Genomic DNA, 18,108 nt, shown 5'->3' on the forward strand with positions numbered 1-18,108 from the left:
TTGCAGGCCGCGTGCGCGGCGATCTCGGCTTGACGGAACCGTCACAAATGCTCCATGCGTAAGGCGTCAGTCGGCCGGACGGCCGCTCCGGCAGGTGCCGAAAGGCCGCCGGGGAGGAAAGTCCGGGCTCCCTTGACATGCGGTGCCGGATAACGTCCGGCGGGGGCGACCCCAGGGAAAGTGCCACAGAGAACGAACCGCTCCGCTTCGCCTTCGGGCTTCGCGGAGTAAGGGTGAAAAGGTGCGGTAAGAGCGCACCGCGGATCCGGCAACGGAGCCGGCATGGTAAACCCCACCGGGAGCAAAACCGAATAGGGACGGCGTAGCGGGCTGTTCGCGAAAGCGATAACGCCGCGGGGCGATGTCAGGCCCGCCGTCCGGGTAGGTTGCTCGAGGCCATGTGCAAACATGGTCCCAGAGGAATGGCCGTCACGTATCGTTCGCGCAAGCGGACGGTGCCCTACAGAACCCGGCTTACAGGCCGGCTGATATTCTAAAGCGCTTTCGAGCGAAGTGGAGTTCCGGTTCGCGTCAAGAAAGCGCGTCTTAACTAGGAAGCGACGAGGGGTTCGATGTGAGCGCATCGGACCCCTCACCATTTGGGGCCGAGCGCGCAACCATTAACATGGTGTCATTCCGGGGCTCGCGAAGCGAGAGCCCGGAATCAATCGAGCCGCAGAGTTGGTGGAGGAATGGATTCCGGGCTCGCGACTTTGTCGCGCCCCGGAATGACAGGCCCGCCTGTGCCATCAGCGGATGCATCTTCTTCCAGGCCCATCCGCCGGACCAGGCACCATGACAAAGCAGGAAAGTCTTCGCGCGAGCGGCCATCAGTGTTTCCATCGTTCTTGTTTGTACGATGGAGTGTAGCGGCCGAGCGCGCGACGTAAACGCCGCCTCAGGCGACGCGCGTATCCTTCACCAGCACCGGCGCAAGCGCCTCGCGCCGAAGCTTGCTCGCCTCGAAGCCGTGCATGCCAATCTGCCATTGCAGGCCGACGATGGCGCCCTTGGTCGGTTGCAGCAGCGCCAGCGAGGCAAACAGCGTCACCGGCAGCCACACCGCCAGCTGCAGCCAGACGGCCGGCGCATAAGCGGTCTCGACCGCGAGGATCGCGGGCACCACGAGGTGGCCGACCACGACCATCACCAGGTAGGCCGGGAAATCATCCGCCCGCTGGTGAAACAGTTCCTCGCCGCAATGGTCGCAAGCGTCGGCAACTTTCAGGAAGCGCCCGAACATATGTCCTTCGCCGCAGTTCGGGCACTTGCCCGAGAAACCGCGCCACATCGCCTTCGAGAGAGAGACTGAACCGGTTGCCATGACAGCACCTCTTCCTTTTCGTCGATCCATACAATAATATCTTGCATCCATACATTCAAAGGATATAGGCCTAAATTGCATGGATTGGACTCCTACAATCTCGGAGCTATCAGGGCCGCGCTATCAGCGCATCGTCGATGCCATGGAAGCCGATATCGCCGCGGGCCGGCTGGTGCGCGGCCAGCAATTGCCGACGCAGCGCGCACTCGCAAAAGCGCTCGGCATCGACCTCACCACGGTGACGCGCGCCTACACCGAGGCACGCCGCCGCGGCATCATGGAGGCGCGTGTGGGCCAGGGATCGTTCGTGTCGGAGACCAGCGCACGCCGCGCGGTCGACCTGCCGCATCCGGTCGCGATCGACCTCTCGATGAACGTGCCGCCGCATCCGCTGGAGGCGCAGCTCGACGAGCGCATCATCGCCGGCATGGAAGCCCTTCGCGCCCAATCGGGCCTGACCGCGTTCCTGAACTACCAGCCGCCCGGCGGCAGCGCGCATGAGCGCGAGGTCGCGGCGCGCTGGATGCGCGCGCGTGTGCCGCACGCCCATGCCGACAGGCTCGTGATCTTTCCCGGCGCGCAGACCATCCTGTTCAACCTGCTCGCGCACCTTGCGCGGCCCGGCGACATCGTGCTGACGGAAGCCCTCACCTTCCCCGGCATCAACGCCGCCGCGACACAGCTCGGCGCCAAGCTCGTGAGTGTTGCCATGGATGACGGCGGTATCCTGCCCGATGCACTGGCGAAGGCGTGCCGCACGCACAAGCCGAAAGCCGTCTATCTCATTCCGACGCTGCACAATCCGACCACGGCGACACTCTCTCCCGAGCGCCGCGAGGCCCTCGCGAAAATCATCGGCGATGCCGATACAATCCTGATCGAGGACGACGCCTACGGCCTGCTCGACCGCGCGGCCTCGCCGATCGCCAACCTCATTCCGGAACGGACGTATCTCGCGACCACGCTGTCCAAATGCATCGCGCCGGCGCTGCGCGTTGCCTATCTCGTCACGCCCGACAGCGCCGCGCAGCAGCAGATGCGGACTTATCTGCAAGCGACCGTGCAGATGCCGGCGCCGCTGATGGTCGCGCTGGTGACGCACTGGATCGAGAGCGGTGTTGCCGATCGCATCATCGCCGCCATTCGAAACGAAGCGGTTGGGCGCCAGCAGCTCGCGCAGCGCGCGCTCAAGGGATTTCAGTTTCTGGCAAAACCCGCTGCCCATCATCTCTGGCTGCGACTGCCCGAAGGCCGGCCCGACATCGCGGCTTATCTGTTGCGCAATGGCCTTGCGGTCGTCGCCGGCGATGCCTTCACCGTGGACGGAACACCGCCACATGCCGCGCGCGTCTCACTTGGCGCGGCGCGCAACAGGGCGGAATTGACCGAAGCGCTCCGCATCCTGGTCGGCGCGCTGCACAGGCCCGCGGATACGAGGCAGATCGTCTAGCAAGATCTATCGTTGATGACGGCGATGGCGCGAGCGAACGACCGGCGCAATGGCTGACGGATAGGCTGCATAGGCTTCGCTCGGCGCCACCGTCTCGCCGCGGGCCGCTCTGCCTGCCGGCGTGAGTTGGCCGCCGTTCAGCACATCACGGTCGGGATGAGCGGCCTGATAGGCCGCGGGCTCTGAAAACTGCGCCTGCGCCATTGTCGGCATCAGGGCCGCCGCCGACAACAGCACGGCCGCAGCGGCAATGTTCATGCGGGTCATGGTCTTTCTCCGTCATCTCGTTCGGGGACAGGCGGAGCATATGATGGCGTCGGGCCCCGGATTGCAGTACGCCCATCATCTAGGCGCATCTTCCGCGAACGCCCGCCTTTGGCCCATCCCCGGGGATCACGCTTGCGTGCGGTTTTGAAATTGACCTCCACGGCCGAAGCCGTGCTATGCGGGCAATGGCGATCAACAGTTCGGGATCGCCCATTGCGGCAAGGATCATCGGTTGGAAACGTCCACTTACGCGCTGCTGCTGTTCGGCGCACTGGCCGGCGGCTTCGTCTCGGGGCTGGCCGGATTCGGCACAGCGCTGATGGCGCTCGGCATCTGGCTCTACGTGCTGCCGCCCTCGCTCGCGGTGCCGCTGGTGCTGATCTGCTCGGTGATCGCGCAGAGCTCGACCCTGCCGTCGATGTGGAAGACGTTCGATCTCTCGCTGGTCTGGCCGTTCCTGATCGGCGGGCTGATCGGCGTTCCGCTGGGAACCATGCTGGTCGCCTCCGCCGATCCAAAGGTGTTCAAGCTGAGCATCGGCGTGTTGCTGCTGATCTTCTCGACCGCGCTCTATCTGAACAAGAAGCCGCTCGCCATTACCTTCAGCGGCCGGATCGCCGACGGTGCGATCGGTTTTGCCGGCGGCATTCTGGGCGGGCTTGCCGGGTTGTCCGGGCCGCTGCCGATCCTGTGGGCCAACATCCGCGGCTGGAACAAGCATGAGCGGCGCGGCATCTTCCAGCTTTTCAATTTCACGGTGCTCGCCACCGCGCTGGTGTTGCAGACGGCGTCGGGCCTCGTCGCGTTCAAGGTGGTCTGGCTCGCGCTGGTCGCATTTCCCGGCACGCTGATCGGCGCATGGGCCGGCGCGCGCGTCTATCACGCGCTGAGCGACAAGCATTTTGGCGATGTCGTGCTCGGCCTGCTGTTCCTGTCGGGCGCCACCCTGGTCTGGAACAGCATCGGCGCGCTTTAGCTCTGCGCCTTCTTTCCGGCGAGCGCCATGCCGCCGGCAACACCGACGACGCCCCACGGCGCGGCAAAACTAGCCGGAGCCGTGGGGGAAGGACCGGCGCGCCATCTCTATGCCGGCGCACGAGCCGGAGGCGCGACCGGCTCGCTGCTCGCCGGTTCGGCGGCCTTCTGCTTCGGCAGCGTCAGGCGTTTCCTAAACTCGCGGCGCAGCAGCCACAGGCTCAAGACCGCCTGCAGCGTGGTCGCCGCGATCGACAGGTACCAGACATACTCCATGCGGAAGCCCGGACGCGTCGAGAGCCAGATCGCCGGCAGCGAGTAGGTGAACACGCGCGTCGCCGAGCTCAGCAGCACCGGCTTGGTGTTGCCGAGGCCCTGGAACATGCTCGAGCAGGTAAAGATCAAGCCCTGCGCCACCATGTTGAACGAGATGATCCGCAGGAACAGATAGGCGATCGCCATCGTCTCCTGGTCGTTGGAGAATCCGGCGAGCAGGAATTCCGGCTTCAACTGCGCGAGGAGCAAGAAGCCAACCATCACGACGGTCGTGATCAGCGCCGACTTGACGAAGGTCTCGCGCACGCGCGCGCTATTGCCGGCGCCGAAATTCTGGCCGGCGATCGGGCCGGCCGCGAGCGCCACCGCGAGCGCCGGCATGTGGATCAGGCCGAGCATCCGCTGCCCGATGCCGAATCCCGCCTGCGCCGCGGCGCCGAAATCGCTCAGCACGTAATAGACCACCCCCATGAAGATGAACATCATCACGAACTCGCCGCCGGCCGGCATGCCGACATTGAGAATGCGCATCAGATGGCGCAGCTGCGGACGCCATTGCGCCGGATCGAAGGCGACATAGCGCTCGACCTTGCGGAAATAGACAAGCAGCATCAGGGTGCCGATGGCGACCGCGATCGAGGTCGCCAGCCCCGCGCCGGCGGCGCCGAGCGCATAGCCGGTGCCCCAGCCCGAAATCAGCACCGGCGCCAGCACGATGTTGATGGCGACGGCGAGAACCCGCACCAACATCGCGGGGCGCACGATGCCGGTCGCGCGCAGCGCGGATGCAAGCACTTGCATGACGAATTCCAGCGCGAGCGCCGGCATGAGCCACAACAGATAAACGGTTCCCGCCTCGATCGTAGCCTCGTCCGCGGCGACCGAACGCATGTAGAGGCGCGACAGCGCCGCTGTCGCGACCAGGGTCAACAGGCCGAACAGCACCGACAGCGCGACCGCCTGGTTAAAGATCAGATTGGCGTCCGCCCGATCCTTGCGTCCGACAGCATGCGCGATCAGCGCCACCGCGCCGACGCCGAGCACCTGCAACAACGCGTTGACGAGAAAGCCGGCATTGCCGGCCGCGGCGACACCCGCAACGGCGGCATCGCCCAGTCCCGACACGAAGTACAGGTCGACCAGCTGGCAGACCATGATCGAGATCATGCCGGCCATGATCGGCGGCGTCATGACCAGGATATGTCTCACGATGGAGCCGTGCGTCAGGTCTTTCATCTCATTCCATCCTTAGGCGGCGTGACGGCGGGACATTCGCCCCGCCGCCGCGCGCCTCATTCCGCTGCTGCGATCTGTCCGAGCTCCACCACCTGGCGCTCGAACAGGCCGCGATAGATGCCGCCGGGTTTGCCCGCGAGCATGGCATGCGTGCCTTGCTCGACGATCTCGCCGCGGTCGAACACGAGGATCCGATCGAGACTGCGCACCGTCGACAGGCGGTGCGCGATCACGATCGAGGTGCGGCCCTTCATCAGCCGCTCCATCGCCTGCTGGATCAGCGCCTCCGATTCCGAATCGAGGCTCGAGGTCGCCTCGTCCAGGATCAGCACCGGCGCATCGGCCAGGAAGGCGCGCGCCAGCGCCACGCGCTGTCGCTCGCCGCCCGACAGCTTCACGCCGCGCTCGCCGACGAGGGTGCCGTAGCCCTTCGGCAGGCGCAGGATGAAGTCGTGCGCATTCGCCAGCCGCGCCGCCTGCTCGATCGCCTCGAGGCTGGCGCCGGGCCGGCCATAGGCGATGTTCTCGGCGAGCGTGCGGTGAAACAGGATCGGGTCCTGCTGGACGATCGCGATCTGGCTGCGCAGCGATTGCTGCGTCGCCTTCGCGATGTCCTGCCCATCGATCAGCACGCGTCCATCGGTGACGTCGTAGAGCCGCTGCACCAGCTTGACGAAAGTCGTCTTGCCGGAGCCGGAGCGGCCGACCAGGCCAACACGCTCGCCGGCGCGGATCGTCAGCGACAGCCCGTCGTACAGCGGCACAAGATGACCGCCATAATGGAACGTGACGTCATCGAACACGATCTCGCCGCCCTCGATCGCGATCGGCTGCGCACCGGCCGCGTCGGCAATGCCGATCGGCTCGCCATGGATCGCCACCAGCTCCTCCATATCGTTGACCGAGCGCTGGAGGTTGTTGATGTGCATGCCGACGTCGCGCAGATAGGCGTGGATGACGTAGTAGCTCGTCAGCACATAGGTGACGTCGCCGGGCGTGGCATGCCCGTACATCCACAGCAGCACCGAGCCGCCGATCACGGATCCGCGCAAGCAGAGCAGCAGCGAGAGCTGCGCCATGGCGGTGTAGTTGTAGCGAAACCACGTCCGCCGCACCCGCACGCGCCAGCGCTTGATGACGCGGGCGAGCCGCGCCTCCTCGCGCATCTCGGCGCCGAAGGATTTCACCACGGCATTGCAGGTCAGCGAATCCGCCAGCGTGCCGCCGACCTTGGTGTCCCAGGCATTGGAGACGCGCGCGGCCGGCGCGATGTAGCGCGTCGAGAACAGCACCGTCATCGTGACATAGACCAGCGCGCCGAGCGCGATCACGGCGCCAAGCGAAGTCCAGTGCACGCCGAGCAGGATCATCGACCCGATCAGCACCACCAGCGACGGCAGCAACGCCAGCAGGATGGTGTCGTTCAGCAGGTCAAGCGCCCACATGCCGCGCGTGATCTTGCGCACGGTGGAGCCCGCGAACGAGTTGGTGTGCCAGTCGGTCGAGAAGCGCTGCACGCGCATGAAGGCGTCCTGCGCGACCTCCGACATGATCTTCAGCGTGAACGGCACGATCGCCTGCAGGCCCGCGAGCCGCAGCACCATCGAGGCCGCGCCCAGCACCACGATGGCGCCGAAAGCGACCAGCGCCGCGTGGCGCGCCTCGGGATCGGACGGCCCGCGCGTCAGCGCGTCGATCAGGTGTCCGGAGAAGACCGGCATGAACAGGTCGGCGGCGGTCGCACCGAGCAGGCAAACGACGATAGCAAGTGTCCGCCCCGGCTGCTTCAGCCAGTGCCTGAACACGAAGGGCAGAACCACGCGTATCGCCGCGGGCTTCTTTAAAAGAGCGGTCATGGCATCATCCGGCCGCTTCTCGGGCGGGCCGGCTCCATCGATGGACGCAAACCGGCCGCGAGGGCCGAGACGGCGTCACTTAGGACTGATTTTGACTTGGGAAGTGGAGCGATCGGGACCTGGTGCCCAATCGAAGCTGGCGGAAAGGACCTCTTACGAGGTCGAGCACATACCGAGCCAGAAGGTCATCGAGCGCGGAAATGCGATCTGCGAATGCGACGAAATCATGCAAATCTCTCCCCGGTTCGAATGAATGAGGTGCGCTTTATAGATGCACCCTTTGCGCTTTGCAACGGGGCTGCCGCGAGATCACGGACGAGTGTTGCAATTTGGTGCGGGGGCCGAGGTGCGCGTTCTTGCGCACCGCCATGGCGCGCTCCGACGCCGCCCCATTCTCCGCCGTCATCCCCCGCGAAGGCGGGGGATCCAGTACGCCGCGGCGGATGTGGTGAACGCGAGCTCTCCAACGCCAGCCTCTGGAATACTGGATCGCCCGCCTCAGTGCGCAATTGCGCACAAGGCGGGCGATGACACCGAGTGTGCGTGTGGGTCGCCCGGTCGAGCCGGGCGACGACACCGCCTGTGTGGGGCGCGTGCGGTCGATTAATGCGCGTCGCCGCCGCCGGCGAGCGCGGCCGGCTTTTTCAGCAACGTCACCAGCAGGCTGAGGCCGAGATAGAACACCGTCAGCACGAAGAAGGCATCGCCAAAGCTCATCACCACCGCCTGGCGGTGCACGATCTGGCTAAGCTGCTTCATCGCCATCAGCGTGGAATCGCCGAGCCCCTGGAACTTCTGCATGAACATGTTGAGGGTTTCGGTCGCGGTCGCGTTGCCCCAGGTCACGCGCTCCTGCAGGCGGGTGATGTGGAGGTCCGTGCGGTCGTTCAGCACGGTGTTGATGACGGCGAGGCCCACGGCGCCGCCGAGATTGCGCATCAGATTGAACAGGCCGCTCGCATTCTTCACCCTGTCAGGAGCCAGCGTGCCGAGTGCGATGTTGTTGGTCGGTACCATCGCGAACATCATGCCGATGCCGCGCAGGATCTGCGGCACGAGCAGCTCGTAGAAATCGAAGTCGCGCGTGATCCAGGTCATCTGATAGGAACCGATCGCGAACACGATCAGGCCGAACGCGATCATGTAGCGCATGTCGATCTTCACCATGAGACGGCCGACCAGCGGCGCGACCAGGAACATGGTGATGCCGGAGACGAACATGGTCTCGCCGATCATCAGCGCGCTGTAGCCGCGCACCTCGGCGAGATAACGCGGATAGATGTAGGTCAGGCCGTAGAGGCCGATGCCGATGCAGAACTGCAGGACGCAGCCGACCGCGAAATTGCGGTTGGAGAAGGTGCGCAGATTGACGATCGGCTCGGCCGCGGTGAAGACACGCCAGAAGAAGGCGATCGCCGAGACCGCACAGATCCAGGCGCAGATCGCAACGGAAGTGTCCTGCATCCATTCATGCTGCGGGCCTTCCTCCAGCACATATTCCAGCGTGCCGAGGAAGCCGGCCATGAACAACAGGCCCCACCAGTCGAAGCGGTCGAGCAGCTCGAAATGCGGCTCGTCGAAATCGACCAGCGCCAGCACGCCGACGGTGATGCCGATGCCGGGCACGACGTTGATGAAGAACAGCCAGTTCCACGACATCAAATCGGTGATGTAGCCGCCGACCGTGGGGCCGATCGTGGGAGCTAAGGTCGCAACAAGTCCGATGATCGGGCCGACGATGTGGAATTTCGAGCGCGGGAACACGGTGTAGGCCGAGGCGAACACCGTCGGGATCATGCCGGCGCCGAGAAAACCCTGCAGCGCGCGCCAGATGATCATCTCCTCGATGCTCGTGGCAAAGCCGCAGAGCAGGCTCGACGCGGTGAAGCCCGCCGCCGAGATTGCGAACAGCAGCCGCGTGCCGAAGGCGCGAGACAGGAAGCCCGACAACGGGATCGCGATCACCTCGGCGATCAGATAGGCGGTCTGGACCCAGGCGACTTCGCTGGAGCTTGCCGATAATCCGGCCTGGATCTCACTGAGGGATGCCGAGACGATCTGGATGTCCAGGATCGACATGAACATCCCGAACACCATGATGATGAAGGCGAACAGCCGCTTCGGCGCGATGCGCTCCGAAGCGGGGGCCGCCATCATGGCAGGTGAAGCGGTGGTGGCGTTGGCCATGGCCTGACCTCGCAGCGTTGAGGTTCAGCTACTGCGGGTGGATCGCGGTGGGATCGTCGAGATCGATCTCACTGTCGGCGTCGGCGGCACCCTTGTTGGTGTCGACGGTCGCATAGACCGACATGCCGGCGCGGAGCAGGTTCTGCTTCGCGACCGATTTCGGCACGCGGATGCGGACCGGCACGCGCTGCACGATCTTGGTGAAGTTGCCGGTGGCGTTGTCGGGCGGCAGCAGCGTGAACACCGAACCCGCGCCCGCCGCAATGCTGTCGACGACGCCGGAGAACTTGCGCATGCCATAGGCATCGACCTTGATCGTCACGGGCTGGCCGGGACGGATGCGCTTGAGCTGCGTTTCCTTGAAGTTGGCGTCGATATAGACGTCGTCGAGCGGCACGACATTGCCGAGGCGCTGGCCGACCGAGACGAAGTCGCCGGCGTTGACGAGGCGGTTCGAGAACGTGCCGTCGACCGGCGCGCGCACCGCCGTGAAGGCAAGGTCGCGCTCGGCCTTGGCGAGCGTGGTCTTGAGTTCGGCGAGCTGCGCCTGCGCTTCGGCCTGCTGGGCCTTGGTGACGTCGACATTGCTGACGGCGACGTCGTAGGCGGCCTGCGCGGCCTTGACCGCGGCGGCGCCCTGGTCGCGTCCGGCTTCCGAGCTCTCGAAGGTGGCGCGCGAGGCAAAGCCCTTGCTGCTCAGCGCCTGCTGGCGCTCATAGTCGAGATCGGCGCGCTTGAGGCCGGCCTCGGCCGAGACGAGCTGCGCCTTGGCCTGCACGACCTGGCTCTCGAGCGCCGCGACCTGGCGGCCGATGCGATCGATAGTGGCCTGCTGGGTCTTGATCCTGGTCGCTGCAGCATCGACCGCGATCTTGTAGTCGCCGTCGTCGATGCGGAAGATGATGTCGCCGGCTTTCACCGTCGTGTTGTCGCCGGCAAGGATCGAGGAGATGTGGCCGGCAACGCGCGCGCCCAGCATGGTGTTGTTGGCGCGGACATAGGCGTCGTCGGTCGAGACGTAGAAGCGGCCGACCAGCGTGTAGTAGCCGGCATAGCTCGCGGCCGCGAGCGCCAGCACCAGGCCAACGCCCATCAGCACGAATTTGCGCTTGCCGGATTTCGGCGCGCCCGCGGCGGGCGCGTCCGGCGCGGGGGCGTCCGGCGCGGGGGCGGCCGGCTTGTCGGTCACGGGCTTCTCCGGCGCCTCGTTGGTGCGGCGCTTGGTTTCCTCGGCGACGTGGGAGCGCAATTGCTCGGCCAGGGCTGCCGGCGCCTCGGCCGCAGCGTCACCATTCGCCGGATCCGTCTCCACCGCTTCCTGGCGAAGGACGCGCGCAGCCTGGTCTCTCGATACGGCCATAACGGCCTCCCCAAAAAAAGCGCGACCCGGGACGGCCGTCCAGCGGCGGTTCCCTTTCGCTCATCCCAAATATCATTGACCGAACGGTTCGGTCAATATACATAATATTCCCGCGTAGACCCTAGGGACCCGAATCCTCTATTCGGGTTTCCCAGTCCGTGCCCCGACCCAAAAACCTTTCGAGACGCTGAACCAATGGTTGTAGCCGACCGCGAACAGCTGCACGTCCTCCAGGAGGAGGACAGCTCCAAGCGCCGCCAGATTCTGGCCGGTGCCCGCAAGGTGTTCATGGATCTCGGTTTTGACGGCGCCAGCATGGGTGAGATCGCCCGGGCGGCGCAGGTCTCCAAGGGCACGCTCTACGTCTACTTCGCCGACAAGAGCGCGCTGTTCGAAGCCATCCTCGAGGAGGAAGCGCTCTTCCACGGCCAGGTCGTGTTCAATTTCGATCCGGCCCGCGACGCCGAGACCACGCTGAAGGACTTTGGCCAGGCCTACATCCACCTGCTCTGCCGGCCCGGCGGCGGATCGGCGATCCGCACCGTGATGGCGATCGCCGAGCGCATGCCCGATGTCGGCCGCCGCTATTATCTGCGCGTGCTGGACAAGACCATCAACCGGCTCTCCGAATACCTCAAGATCCATGTCGCCTCCGGCGATCTCAAGATCGACGATTGCGACCTTGCGGCGTCGCAGTTCATGGAACTGTGCAAGGCCTCGCTCTTCCTGCCCTTCGTCTTCCAGGCCGCGCCGCCGCCATCGGAACAGCGCATGACCGAAGTGGTCGACAGCGCGACGCGGATGTTTCTGGCGGCGTACCGGGCGAAGTAAGAGCAAGCGCGCCGCGCGTTGCGCGGGCTGGAATCGCCGCACTATATTGCGGCCATGTCCCGTGATCTTCGCCCGCCTGTCGATATCCTCCATTACGAGATCGTCCAGGAACAGGCCTCCGCGCTTGGACGGATGGGCCGCACGCTCGAACAGGCGCTGACGCGCTTGCGCGAGTTCGACGCCGCGCACGCGCTGCCGGAGGTACCGGCCGCGATGCAGCCGGCGAGGCGCAAGCTGGTGGTGGAAGCAGGCCAGGCGCTCTGGATGTTCGTCGTGCAGCGCGAGTCATCCGGCTTGCGCGACAGCCGCCACATCATGCGGACCTACAACGTTCCAAGCGAGGTGCAGCTGTGCATGGGGCTGGCGCCGGCGAAGCCAAAACCCGCCGCGAAGTGATTTTCTAGCTCCGCAGAGCTACGCCGCCATCTCTTCCAATCGTCGCCAGCCATGCAGGATCCCGCGCGTCTCGCGCGCGAACGCGAAGACATGGCCTCCGCCTGCCGGCTGGTCGTAGGCACGATCGATCGGGTGACCGGCGATGTGGCAGAACAGCAGCGTGCCGACGGCGCCATGGCCGACGAAGAGAACGTCGCCCGCGCGGTTGCGGGACAGCACAGCCTCCGCCTCGCGCACGATGCGCGCCTGCGCATCGATGGCGCGCTCCCAGCCGCGGACGCTGATCTCAGGCTGCGCGAAGAGCTGGTCGGCGACTGCCTCGAACTCGGTCGGTTTCAGGAAGCCGGTCGCGGAGCGGTCGTTCTCGTGCATGGCCTCGCGGATCTCGATCATGATGCCGAGCTTCGCGGCGATGATCTCGGCGGTCTCGATCGCCTTGCGCTCGCCGCTGGAGATGATCTGCGTGGTGGTCGCGAGCCAGCTTGCGTTCGCCACGGCCTCGGTGCGCGCGCGGCCGACCGGGCTGAGGCCCCATTGCGGCACCGGCACGTCGGGATCGATTTGAACTTGGGGGTGGGTGAGATAGCGGACGATGGACATTCGGTTGATGTAATCGTAGCCCGAGTGAGCGAAGCGACACCCGGGGAATCCACTCACGGAAATCCCGGATATCGCTTCGCTCATCCGGGCTACAAAGGGAAATCGCGCCCTTAATCGTCGGCGTAATCGTCCTCTTCCTGCTTGCGCGTCGTGCTCTTGCGCGCACCGAGCGAGCCGGTGATGGACGGATCGCGCGCACTCGCATATGGACGACGCGACTGCGCCCGCGCGGCGACCTCGTCGCCGGAGACGGCGGCGGGCTGGCAGATCAGCCGGCGGCTGGCGCGGCGCATCAGATCCACGTGGATGTGATCGTAGTGATAGACGTTGGAGCCCGGCGCGAGCACCGTGGTGAAATGCGCGCACGCGCCCGACTGCACGTCGCGCAGAAAACCCTGCTCTTCCGGCATGCCGCGCCAGCCATCCTTCACGGTGACGCGGCGGCCGTCAGCGAGCACAAAGGCGGCGATGTCGAGCGCGTTGCCGAAGGCATGCTCGGAGATGTGGGCGTGCGGATTGCCGTTCATGCCGCGGCAGGAATACGCGGAGATCTGCTTGATCTCGACGACACGGGCGCCGAACCAGCGCATCGCCGACGGCTGCACGGTATCGGCAAGCCAGCGGTCGAGCTCGGACACGATCGGACAGGCCAGCGTCGCCGTCGGCTTCACCGCGACCGGGCCGACGGCGGTGACGGGATTGCCTTGTGCCGGCCCAAGCCGCGGCGGCGGCTGCTGCGCCGGTGCTTGCGAATAAGGTGCGGGCTGCCGCGCCGGATAGCTCGGCGCATTCATGTAGCGCGCCGCGCCCGCGGCATCGGTGCCCTCGGGCGGCAGGTCGATCTCGTCTTCCTGCGGCGCCACACCGGGCGCGTTCAGCGACATCGGTCCGGTCTGTGTGCCATAGCCCGAGGGCTGGCGCACCGCGCTCTCGGGATAGTTCGACTGCTGCGGATAGGACGAGGCCGGATAGTTCTGGCTCTGCGGATAGTTCGATCGCGGCTGCGGCACCGGCCAGCGCGGCTGACCACCGATGCTGCCGGGCGGGCGCAGCTCTTCGTCAGCAAAGCCGTAGCTGCCGGAGGCCTCGCCGATGGCTGCGACCTTGAGCGGATATTCGGCGCCGCACATGCCGGGTCCGGAGATCGGATCGATGCGAACAAGATCCGGTCCCTCCTTCACCGCGCCCGATTTCAGGCATGCGGCTTCGGCCTCGGCTCGCCACGGTTCACGTTCGGCCTGGAACAAGCCGCGTCCGCAACCCGCGAGCGAAACAAGGACGATGGAGCCGACGAGATACAAACGAACTCCGCGCGTCATGCACGCACGTTCGGTGAATTTACTTAAAGACTCTTCAACACGTTGATTTCAGTGTTCTTTAACCATACGAGCCCGCGCACGCCGGAACGCGGCGAATGCCGAGCGACAGCACGGCTTACTTTTTCGCGACGAGACTCTCTGTTAACCATAACGCCAGCGCCCAAAGCGGCGCGCATGGAGCAAGCTCATGACCTTCGCCGGGAAACTGAGCCTTGTCACCGCTTATCTGGCCTTGGCCTTTGTCGGCGCCATCGTGCTCGGCATGATCTAGGACTCACATTGCATCACCAGCTTGCACCGGCGCCGGATCATTCCCGCCGGGCGCTTTGCTGCGCCCAGGCGTAGTGCATGTGCATGTGCATTGAAGCGCTACGACCGCGCGCCCCACTGCCGCGAGGTCGTGATCACCTTCTCGCGCGGCGCCTCAATCCGTGTCCAGTCGTTGCCGGAGCACCAGAAGCGGCCGATCGCGCAGGCTTCGACATGGAGCTTGCCGGAGCTCGTCAACGTCATCGTGCCGTAATAGGTGCTGCCGCTGGAACGGCTGTAGATGCTGCCGCTCCACACGTCGTGCGCTTTCGGCTTCATGTTGACGAGCACGCTCTCGCCCCTGTTCGACGCTTCGGTCAGCGCATAGCCGCACAGCGCCGGTCCGCAGCGTTCGATCCGGACCGTGCCCTTGGCGCCGCTGCTCTCCCATTCGCCGAGCGGCAGATAGGCCGGCTCGTCGTCACTGCGCTGTGCGATCGGTGTCGTTTGCTTGATCTCAGGGCTCGGCGCGACGACCGGCGCAACAACCTTCGGCGCATCGACGCGCTGAAGCTCAACCCGCGGCGGATTGGGGCTGAGGGTTTCAAATCTCGGAGCTTCTGATTTTGGCGCCGGAGGCGGCACAACCGGCTCCGACGTCGTCGCAGCAAGGACGGGGGCCGGCGGAGGCGCCGGTGGTGCCGCGACCACGGCCGGTTGCGGCGGACGAACCGGGGCCGCCGGAGCGACCTGCTGTGGTGCCTGCATGACCGGCGCGGGCGCAGGCGGCGGTGTTGGGACGCTGCAGGCATTCTCCGTTGGCTTGAGGCTGCGACTGGAAACCGAAACACAGGAGGTTGATCGGCAATTTCGGGGCGCCTCGACATGGAACCGGTGTCCGCCGATCGAGAAGGAGTAGGAACCGGCCTGGGCTGTGGGCGCCATCACCGTCAATGCGATCAATGTGCCGATCGAAGTCGCGAGCCGCTTCATCGAATGTCCCCCTTCGAGCCGCGATGACGTTACGCGCGAAGGAGCGGGCCTGAATGTGCGCTGCATCACCCAGCGCCGCCGAGCGGTTGTGACGACCATCACAGAACGCCCGGCCGGCCCGGCGTAGGGTCGAACCACGCTTCATCCACCAGCGACGTCAGTCCATATCGGGACCACGCATCCTTCGGAGGTTGTCATGAACAAGCTCACCATCGCCGCCACCGCGCTCTTCCTGGCTTCGACCGCCGCCGCTCATGCCGGCAATACGATCTCGTTCCAGGTCGAGGGCCAGCACATCCGCATCGAGACACCGCGCAACTGCGCCTCGCTCAACTGCGTGACCATCGTGGCGCCGGGCCTGTCGGACAAGCCGATCAAGCTGAACAACATCAACCTCAAGGGCCTCGGCGGCTCCAAGGATGATGACACCGACACCACGCCAGTCCCGGCGCCGGCCGCGCAGCCCGCGCCGGCTCCAGTGCAGCCGCAGCCCGTGCAGCAGGCTCCGGTGCAGGCGACCGCGCCGATCGCTGCTCCCGCCGCTCCGGCCGTTGCCGCCGCGCCGTCCGTCGACACGACGGTGCAGCCCGCCCCCGTTGCGGCTCCTGCGCCGGCCCCCGCTTATGTCCCCGCGCCCGCTCCGGGTCCGGCGGCCGCCGCGCCCGTGGCAGCGCCGAACTCGCCGGTCGGCGTCTGGGCGACCGAAGAGAACAAGGGCAATGTCCGCGTCGAACAGTGCGGCGCCAATCTCTGCGGCTACGCCGAGAAGACCAACGAGCGCATCCTGATCAACATGAAGCCCGATGGTTCGAAGTGGAGCGGCCGCATCCACGATCCCGACTCCGGACGCAACTACGACTCGACGATCGCGATGAAGGGCCCGAATGCGATGCGCGTGCAGGGCTGTGCCTTCGGCGGCATGTTCTGCGGCGGCCAGACCTGGAAGCGCGTGAGCTGACGCGCGAAGCGCGTCATCCTTGTTTCGAGATTCCGGGTTCGCGACTTCGTCGCGCCCCGGAATGACGAGCAAGAAGGCAGCGCCAGTCCCCGACACCGGGGCGTGGCGTTTGAACGTTCGCCCCGTCCGTGCGACCTATGTTCATCCGCCATTCAGCTCTGCCCGGCTGATATCGGCCGATCTCGCCTCGCGTTCTCACCGGGACCTCCTCGTGACTTCATTGGTGGCTTGGCGCCGCTTCGTGTTTGCGCTTGCGCTGCTGGCATTGCCGCTGGCGGGCGCGAGCGTGGCTTGTGCATCCGATGCGGTCGAGCTCGCGCAGGCGCAGCCACAGGCACAGCCGACACCCGCGCCCTCCCCGACTCCGTCAGCTTCGCCGACGCCGGCCGCGGACGCGCAACCTGCCGCCGTCGAGCCGATCGGCAACGTCGCGACCGTGACGGGAATCGCGACCGTGATCCGCGACAAGAACTCCTATCCGCTGCGCGTGCGCGACGACATCTATCTCAACGACGTCGTGCAGACCTCGTCGAACTCCTCGCTCGGCATCACCTTCAACGACGCCACCACGTTCAACCTCTCCGCCAGCGCCAGGATCACCATCGATAATTATGTCTATGAGGACGGCGGCAAGCAGAATTCGGCGATCTTCGACATCGGCAAGGGCACCGTCGCTTTCGTCGCCGCGGCGGTGGCGAAGACCGGCGACATGAAGATCGCGACGCCGACCGCGACGCTCGGCATCCGCGGCACCACCGGCGTCGTCGACGTGCCCGAGGGCGCGGCGGCGACCGGCACCAACAACGTCAACATCAAGCTCTATCCCGACGCCGACGGCCGCGTCGGCCACATCGAGGTCAACGACCGCTCCAGCGGCACGCGGCTCGGCGCACTGACGCAAGGATCGAGCGGCTTTGCGATCCGGCCCGGCGCGGCCACCGCCGGCGTCATGCGCTTTACCGCCGTACCGATCACGATTCCCGCGCAGCAGATCGCGCGCGACCGCGGCTTCGTCAGCCAGGTGCATCTGGCGCAAACCACGGGCCGGCAGATCGTCATCGAGCAGCGCGACTTCCGCCGCGCCAATCCGGCCGCGATCAGCCGCATTCCGCGCCCCGCGCAGCCGCCGCAACAACAGCAATTGCGGCCCAACACTGCGCCAGTCCAGCAACCGCAGCGGCCGAACGGCCAGCCCGGTCAGAACAATCGTCCGGGCCTGCAGCAGCCGGGTGCGAGGCCGAACCGCCAGGGAACGCAGCAAGGAACGCCGCAGCAGCAGCGGCAGGGCCAGGGACAACAAGGCGGCGCAGTGCAGCCGGGCAACTCGCGCGCGGGCCAAGGGCAACCGCAACATGGTCAGCAGCAGCCGGGCCAACAGCAACCCGGCCAGCAGCAAGGCGCCGAACGTCCCGGTGCACCGCGCGCCGGACAGGGGACTCAACAGCCCAACGCAACGCCGCAAACCCAGCCGCAGCGCAACGGACAGACTCAACCCGGTGGAGCCGTGCCGCCACAGCCGGGCGGAGCGCCGCAGCCGCAAACGCCGCGCACCGGCATGCAGCCCGGCCAGCCGCCTGCAGCTCAGCAACCAGGCATGCAGCGCCCAGGCGGCTTCCAGCAGCGTGCTCCCGCCGCACAGCGCCCCGTAACTCCGCGAAAGCCGGCGCCGGCGCCAAAAGAAAAGAGAGAGCGGCAGTGACAGCTTCGTCATTGCGAGCGCAGCGAAGATTCCATGGGGAGTGGATAGCGACCGGGTCTGAGGCCAGACTGAGGTTGCTGAAGCACTCAACCTGGAGACAACGATGTTGTTCGATCATCTTTCCGACGGACC

At 65.9% G+C, this 18,108-nt stretch carries 16 protein-coding genes, 1 other RNA gene and 1 pseudogene; 8 read left to right on the forward strand and 10 right to left on the reverse strand.

Annotation, left to right across the window (positions count from 1 at the left end):
• The first annotated feature begins 66 nt into the window (after positions 1 to 66).
• An RNA gene (gene rnpB / locus RAD16_RS35210) (RNase P RNA component class A) lies at positions 67 to 493 on the forward strand.
• 242 nt (positions 494 to 735) lie between these two features.
• Here rnpB and RAD16_RS35215 read toward each other — a convergent pair.
• Both RAD16_RS35215 and RAD16_RS35220 read right to left on the reverse strand, forming a co-directional pair.
• Positions 736 to 831: pseudogene (locus RAD16_RS35215) on the reverse strand (alpha/beta fold hydrolase); the annotation flags it as partial.
• 67 nt (positions 832 to 898) lie between these two features.
• Positions 899 to 1,354 (reverse strand): DUF983 domain-containing protein, encoded by a 456-nt coding sequence (locus tag RAD16_RS35220; RefSeq protein ID WP_458162448.1) that lies wholly within the window; start codon positions 1,352 to 1,354, stop codon positions 899 to 901.
• Positions 1,355 to 1,403: 49 nt separating this feature from the next.
• Here RAD16_RS35220 and RAD16_RS35225 point away from each other — a divergent pair, with 49 nt between their 5' ends.
• Positions 1,404 to 2,774: an aminotransferase-like domain-containing protein gene (locus RAD16_RS35225; RefSeq protein ID WP_458162449.1), complete on the forward strand. Its 1,371-nt coding sequence runs from the start codon at positions 1,404 to 1,406 to the stop codon at positions 2,772 to 2,774.
• Between the two features lie 6 nt (positions 2,775 to 2,780).
• Here the strand turns inward: RAD16_RS35225 and RAD16_RS35230 are convergent, their stop codons facing one another.
• Positions 2,781 to 3,041: a hypothetical protein gene (locus RAD16_RS35230; protein ID WP_458162450.1), complete on the reverse strand. Its 261-nt coding sequence runs from the start codon at positions 3,039 to 3,041 to the stop codon at positions 2,781 to 2,783.
• 232 nt (positions 3,042 to 3,273) lie between these two features.
• On the opposite strand from RAD16_RS35230, the gene RAD16_RS35235 reads away from it, so the two are divergent.
• Complete coding sequence (locus tag RAD16_RS35235) at positions 3,274 to 4,017, forward strand: sulfite exporter TauE/SafE family protein (RefSeq protein ID WP_458162451.1); 744 nt, start codon at positions 3,274 to 3,276, stop codon at positions 4,015 to 4,017.
• A gap of 107 nt (positions 4,018 to 4,124) precedes the next feature.
• Here RAD16_RS35235 and RAD16_RS35240 read toward each other — a convergent pair whose 3' ends face one another.
• The 4 genes from RAD16_RS35240 to RAD16_RS35255 form a co-directional block, all read right to left on the reverse strand.
• Positions 4,125 to 5,528: an MATE family efflux transporter gene (locus RAD16_RS35240; protein ID WP_458162453.1), complete on the reverse strand. Its 1,404-nt coding sequence runs from the start codon at positions 5,526 to 5,528 to the stop codon at positions 4,125 to 4,127.
• Positions 5,529 to 5,584: 56 nt separating this feature from the next.
• On the reverse strand, positions 5,585 to 7,384 hold the full coding sequence (locus tag RAD16_RS35245) for an ABC transporter ATP-binding protein (protein WP_458162454.1): 1,800 nt from the start codon (positions 7,382 to 7,384) through the stop codon (positions 5,585 to 5,587).
• A gap of 603 nt (positions 7,385 to 7,987) precedes the next feature.
• On the reverse strand, positions 7,988 to 9,571 hold the full coding sequence (locus RAD16_RS35250; RefSeq protein ID WP_458162455.1) for a DHA2 family efflux MFS transporter permease subunit: 1,584 nt from the start codon (positions 9,569 to 9,571) through the stop codon (positions 7,988 to 7,990).
• Between the two features lie 28 nt (positions 9,572 to 9,599).
• Entirely contained in the window at positions 9,600 to 10,931 is a 1,332-nt protein-coding gene (locus tag RAD16_RS35255; protein ID WP_458162456.1) for an HlyD family efflux transporter periplasmic adaptor subunit, read from the reverse strand.
• A gap of 195 nt (positions 10,932 to 11,126) precedes the next feature.
• Between RAD16_RS35255 and RAD16_RS35260 the strand changes: the two genes are divergently transcribed.
• Positions 11,127 to 11,762 carry a TetR/AcrR family transcriptional regulator gene (locus tag RAD16_RS35260; protein WP_458162457.1) on the forward strand — a complete coding sequence of 212 codons (636 nt, stop codon included), beginning with the start codon at positions 11,127 to 11,129 and terminating at the stop codon, positions 11,760 to 11,762.
• A 54-nt stretch (positions 11,763 to 11,816) separates the two neighbouring features.
• Entirely contained in the window at positions 11,817 to 12,158 is a 342-nt protein-coding gene (locus RAD16_RS35265) for a DUF6665 family protein (RefSeq protein WP_458162458.1), read from the forward strand.
• 18 nt (positions 12,159 to 12,176) lie between these two features.
• Here RAD16_RS35265 and RAD16_RS35270 read toward each other — a convergent pair whose 3' ends face one another.
• The 3 genes from RAD16_RS35270 to RAD16_RS35280 all read right to left on the reverse strand — a co-directional run bounded on the left by RAD16_RS35270 (position 12,177) and on the right by RAD16_RS35280 (position 15,319).
• Entirely contained in the window at positions 12,177 to 12,758 is a 582-nt protein-coding gene (locus RAD16_RS35270) for a histidine phosphatase family protein (RefSeq protein ID WP_458162459.1), read from the reverse strand.
• Between the two features lie 110 nt (positions 12,759 to 12,868).
• Positions 12,869 to 14,077: an extensin family protein gene (locus RAD16_RS35275; RefSeq protein ID WP_458162460.1), complete on the reverse strand. Its 1,209-nt coding sequence runs from the start codon at positions 14,075 to 14,077 to the stop codon at positions 12,869 to 12,871.
• 369 nt (positions 14,078 to 14,446) lie between these two features.
• On the reverse strand, positions 14,447 to 15,319 hold the full coding sequence (locus RAD16_RS35280) for a DUF2147 domain-containing protein (protein WP_458162461.1): 873 nt from the start codon (positions 15,317 to 15,319) through the stop codon (positions 14,447 to 14,449).
• Between RAD16_RS35280 and RAD16_RS35285 the strand changes: the two genes are divergently transcribed.
• The 3 genes from RAD16_RS35285 to RAD16_RS35295 all read left to right on the forward strand — a co-directional run bounded on the left by RAD16_RS35285 (position 15,261) and on the right by RAD16_RS35295 (position 17,976).
• On the forward strand, positions 15,261 to 15,446 hold the full coding sequence (locus RAD16_RS35285) for a hypothetical protein (RefSeq protein ID WP_458162471.1): 186 nt from the start codon (positions 15,261 to 15,263) through the stop codon (positions 15,444 to 15,446). The two genes, RAD16_RS35280 and RAD16_RS35285, sit on opposite strands and share 59 nt — an antisense overlap.
• Before the next feature lie 69 nt (positions 15,447 to 15,515).
• Complete coding sequence (locus RAD16_RS35290; RefSeq protein ID WP_458162462.1) at positions 15,516 to 16,277, forward strand: DUF2147 domain-containing protein; 762 nt, start codon at positions 15,516 to 15,518, stop codon at positions 16,275 to 16,277.
• A gap of 220 nt (positions 16,278 to 16,497) precedes the next feature.
• Entirely contained in the window at positions 16,498 to 17,976 is a 1,479-nt protein-coding gene (locus RAD16_RS35295; protein WP_458162469.1) for a FecR family protein, read from the forward strand.
• Positions 17,977 to 18,108: the final 132 nt, after the last annotated feature.

It is taken from the genome of Bradyrhizobium sp. 18BD (assembly GCF_054185225.1).